Annotated in this window: 5 protein-coding genes; 3 read left to right on the top strand and 2 right to left on the bottom strand. The window is 38.0% G+C overall.

All coding sequences use genetic code 11. The features are described 5' to 3' along the window. Positions 1–742 precede the first annotated feature (742 nt). The gene (locus tag ACR2MV_RS07220) at positions 743–1,234 is read left to right on the top strand and encodes a DUF2569 family protein (RefSeq protein ID WP_434021233.1); all 492 of its coding nucleotides are present in this window, start codon (positions 743–745) and stop codon (positions 1,232–1,234) included. 369 nt (positions 1,235–1,603) lie between these two features. After that, entirely contained in the window at positions 1,604–2,131 is a 528-nt protein-coding gene (locus tag ACR2MV_RS07215) for a hemerythrin domain-containing protein (protein ID WP_434021232.1), read from the top strand. A 17-nt stretch (positions 2,132–2,148) separates the two neighbouring features. Here ACR2MV_RS07215 and ACR2MV_RS07210 read toward each other — a convergent pair whose 3' ends face one another. Together ACR2MV_RS07210 and ACR2MV_RS07205 are read right to left on the bottom strand one after the other, a co-directional pair. Then, complete coding sequence (locus tag ACR2MV_RS07210) at positions 2,149–2,892, bottom strand: Crp/Fnr family transcriptional regulator (RefSeq protein WP_434021231.1); 744 nt, start codon at positions 2,890–2,892, stop codon at positions 2,149–2,151. Between the two features lie 551 nt (positions 2,893–3,443). Then, positions 3,444–3,872, bottom strand: coding sequence for a universal stress protein (locus ACR2MV_RS07205; protein ID WP_434021230.1), 429 nt, complete (start codon positions 3,870–3,872; stop codon positions 3,444–3,446). 294 nt (positions 3,873–4,166) lie between these two features. On the opposite strand from ACR2MV_RS07205, the gene ACR2MV_RS07200 reads away from it, so the two are divergent. Then, positions 4,167–4,349, top strand: a complete 183-nt coding sequence (locus tag ACR2MV_RS07200; RefSeq protein WP_434021229.1) for a hypothetical protein — start codon at positions 4,167–4,169, stop codon at positions 4,347–4,349. Positions 4,350–4,405 lie beyond the last annotated feature (56 nt).

Raw genomic sequence — 4,405 nt, 5'->3', positions numbered from 1 at the left:
TTTCCCATCTAATAGTCAGTTAGTTTTAGTAATTATCGGTTCAGGTTTTAGCTTAGGTTGAGCTATGGAAAGTTGACGCTTTAACATTTCTATTATGACAACGACTTCACTCTTGCTAATTCGGCCGTGATTTTGAAGAAATGTTTTGACCAAGCGTTCGCCGTATCTGTCATAGAGCTGTCCATTGTGCAAAAATAATTTTTGTCGTGCGAGATTAACGGCTTTGTCATGGCAAATAATACATTTCTGCCTATAGAGCCCATCTCTTTTCAGAATAGCTAGGAAATGTGTGATTAGCGATTGGGATTCTATTATAGATAAATTTGTGCCTCGATGACTTTTCAGAATGAGAGTGATATCTCGTTCCAAACGATTTCCAACTAGTATGTCGCCTTCATTCTTCAAATTGCCTATTACAAACTCAAAAGCATGTGATTCGTGGCAAATGGCACACCTCGTTTCATAAAGTTTATGCGGATCAATCGTCTCAGCTATCGTGGTTTGGATATAAAATGGCAACAAAGTAACCAGTGTCAAAATCATCAATATTCTATGCATAATTATGCCCTGTAATGATTGCGATCTGGTTGAATCCTATCGCCCGTGTATCAAGAGACTAATTTAGTCAGTTTCACAAAACGATAAATGACACAGATCAAAGAAACAGCACTAATGTATGAATTATAATTCTTGCCAGCTTGGAAACCCAAAATCGAAATATTGTATTTAGTTAAATCGGACAATGACGTTTGAAATTCATTGGGAAGTGTTTAGAATGACAAACAAAGATAAAGTCCAACCGCGCCAAGAGATCAAATTCACCACAGTACGCGAGTTGAAAGGTATTGCTGGTTGGCTTGGTCTTCTTGGACTTTCGATGGTGTTGGGACTATTTATCCTGATACACTCAGTTATCACTTCAATTTCCTATACCACATTTGAATTCATGTTGAACGTCATCGTCCTCACGGCTTGGGCATTCATGATGATACTATTTGCGAAACATCACCAATGGTTTCCAAAATTTTTTATCATAATACAAGTTTTAATAATTGCTTTGACTTGGCTAATTTGGATAGGCGGCCTAGCACCTATGCAGGTTGTAGTAACTCAGAACATCGTATCTATAGTCTGGATATGTTATTTAGTCCGATCCAAGCGAGTAAAAAATACATTTTTAAGAACCGATTTTTCCCACAAATGGGGAAAGAACGAGACTTTAATGGGAAAATAAGCACGTCCATTAATTGCTAATGAAAATCAAATTTATTTTCGTAAAATTCTGTTTTCCAGTATTACACGCTTGGGTAAAACATTTAGAAAAGAGCTCCAAAAATATTTTCTACGTATTTTTTATTGTAGTTTTCTCTCGGAAAATAAATCAACATCTACAATTTGGATCATTTGCTGACATTGAGCCCGAAAATCTAAAAGCCCGCTCTACTTCAGAAAGCGGACCTGACCTGGAATCAATTATCAATTTGCCTTCGTCGTTATATCCAATTTGATTTGGATCAAGGATTGAAGTGCGAAGTTCATAAGATAATTGGAATGCGTAAATGAAAAATGTTTGGACTGAGACTATTAGATACCGCCGAATTGAATGAATAGAAATAAAAGACAATCAGAAACCATCAATCCTTTGGATGCGATCCGGAAGAACCATAAATTTCATCTATATTTATGTGACGCAATCGAAGACGTGGCCGATGGATTACCAGCAAAAATTGACAAGGATTGGTGCAGGCGGATCCTCGATATACTGCCAATCGAGCTCTCTTTGCATCACAAAGATGAGGAACTTGGATTGTTCCCGCTTCTGCAAAAACGATCAATAGCAGAGGACTGCATGCCATCCATCATAAATGAACTCGAGCGGGAGCATTTAGTTGACACTGATCGAGCATCCGAATTGCTGATACCTTTGTCTGACCTTAGTTCTGGTCAATCTCCCAAACAATCTAATGTAATTGGATGCTTATTTCATGGCTTTGTAGAAGCTTATCGGAGACATCTGATCCGAGAAATCGACTTTTTACTACCTTTAGCTCACAAACGGCTTATACCCGGAGACTTGGATTTTCTTAAACTTCAGATGATAAAACATAGGAATAGAAGCTTAGCAATTTGATTGGCTGTGAATTAGGTTTAATATCCATATCCGGCTGTTTCTGAAAGAGTTTCAAGATCAGGAATATCAATGTGATTGTTGTCGATAAGAGTGATAATTTTTTTTGACTTCAAGCTCGTAAATTGACGACTCACAGTTTCGACTGTCAGTCCTAGATAATCAGCCATGTCTGATCGTGTCATTGGAAGTTCGACAAAACCCTTAATAGTACCGCACCCAATGAGTGCCGAACGTTTTGCAATCATAAAGAGAAGGTCCGCAACTTTCTCTTCGGCGTTTTTTCTTCCCAAAAGAACCATCCATTCTCGTGCTGCATCAAGTTCATTTAATGTTGCTTCAAACAACTTATGCTTCAGATGTGGAAATTTTTCCAACATCTCTTCGAATTTTACGTGAGGAAAACAGCAGAGTTCCACATCTGTTGCTGCTTCAATGAATACGGAACTGTAATTTTTATATGCTTGCCCCAGAAAATCAGGCGGAAAAAGCAAACCAACAATTTGCTGTCGTCCATCGGGTAAGATTTTTGTCATCTTGACAACACCGGAAGCAATATTTGCGAAAAAATCAATCGGTTGCTCCTCAGAAAGAATGATATCACCTGCTTTAAATTTCTTTGTCTGTACAATCTGATTCAAATGATTCAATTCTTCATCGCTAAGAACCTTACAAATTGAACTGTGGCGAATTTTACAATGGTCACAATGAACCCGACTGTCATTTGTCTCCGACTCCGCTAAAGTCTTTTCATACTTGCTCATAGACCAACTCTCAGAGAATTTCCAAAAATTCCGCTCCCAGGAGATTATTCCTTTTTTTCGAAATTAAGTAAAACCAATTTTGTGAATAGTGGAAATAATCATCGCTAAAACATGCTTGATAACAATGAGTTGGCGGTTTCTTCGTTTAATGATTTGGCAAACTAGATCAAATTTTCAGGGATCTCCGAATGAATTAGTATTTGATTGAGTCAATAAGTCAAAAACGCCAGAGAAAATTTGTTGAAACTGTCGAATTGATAAGAAAAATTTGGATGAAGCAATAATTAAATGAAAATTCAATCAATCAAATGATTATCAGAGAATATTATTTATAAATCGGAGTTCATCACTTGGGCTATCGAGTGAAACTTTCAAGATATTATCGGATTTGTCTTTAAAGATTTCGCGCATATTGAATCCTTTGCTTTGGCCCATCATATCCGGCATCATCAGGCTCTCAGCATTCGTCCACCTGTACCTGAGACTCTTTCAAGAATTGGCACATAGGAAAGGAGCTTTACGGATGAAAAATTCCGAACCACAGATTGTATTTAGTTTCGATCACGAATAATAAAAACAGAGCAGTTTGCATGTCTCACAACTCGCGCAGCTGTCGTGCCAAGCAAATAGTCACTGAGTTCGGGTCGATGGGATGCCATTACAATCAAATCGACATTTGATTCTTCTGCGAAATTCACAATCTCGCTATAGACACTACCTTCCAAAATAACCGTTTCTAATTTCTGGGATGCTTCCAAACCAACTTTGATTTTTCCCAAATCCTTCGATGCTTGTTGTTTACCTGACGAGAAGATCTTTTCAGGTATTTCCGCAGCGATATAAGCGGGGATATTTGGTAAGACATTAAGAAGGATCAGCTTTCCTCCTCCAGTGTCTACGAACTTTGCCGCTGTTTTGGCGACAACCACAGCCTGATCTTTTTGACCTAAGTCGATGGGAGCCAGGACAGTTTTGTACATACATTTGATCCTTAATTCATTTACTCAAAATTGCTCTGAACAAATCATTTGAGTTCGATTGCCAATCAATTTGGAATGAACAATTTTGAAATTCTGATTCATAAATTCACTCTGTCGGAATCGTTCAAAGATCCCCAAGTAATCCCCTTTCATCGTGTTGCATTGGAGCCTGGATTTCTATGACCTAGATCAAAACTGAAAAGTAACTCTCTTTTTAAAATTGATCTAACGCAAAGCATAAATCACATTTCAAAGTTAGGATTCTGGTAAGTTATGTAGCTAAGGAAATTGACCATGCAAACTACAGAAATTATTGAACATGCACGAAAGTTGCTTGATGCACATGGCGATAAAGCTGAAGTGGAAGCCGCTCAGAATGCGCGGAAATTCAAAGAGAAAGGTGACCTAGAGCAAGCAGATCATTGGCAGAAAATTCGAGCCGCAATCCATCAAATGCGTGGACCAAATGAGAGTTAGTATTAATCGACCGACTTTTTTTGAACTGTTTCCTGACCGATAGCTCACCGACAGTT

Source organism: Lutimonas sp. (genome assembly GCF_051011215.1).
GTDB lineage: Bacteria > Bacteroidota > Bacteroidia > Flavobacteriales > Flavobacteriaceae > Lutimonas.
This window is presented reverse-complemented; position numbering and strand designations above follow the sequence as displayed.

What these genes read in the sequence shown, in the direction of transcription:
- ACR2MV_RS07220 (WP_434021233.1), top strand. Translation starts at nt 743, where the DNA reads ATGACGTTTGAAATTCATTGGGAAGTGTTTAGAATGACAAACAAAGAT.
- ACR2MV_RS07215 (WP_434021232.1), top strand. Translation starts at nt 1,604, where the DNA reads ATGAATAGAAATAAAAGACAATCAGAAACCATCAATCCTTTGGATGCG.
- ACR2MV_RS07210 (WP_434021231.1), bottom strand. Translation starts at nt 2,892, where the DNA reads ATGAGCAAGTATGAAAAGACTTTAGCGGAGTCGGAGACAAATGACAGT.
- ACR2MV_RS07205 (WP_434021230.1), bottom strand. Translation starts at nt 3,872, where the DNA reads ATGTACAAAACTGTCCTGGCTCCCATCGACTTAGGTCAAAAAGATCAG.
- ACR2MV_RS07200 (WP_434021229.1), top strand. Translation starts at nt 4,167, where the DNA reads ATGCAAACTACAGAAATTATTGAACATGCACGAAAGTTGCTTGATGCA.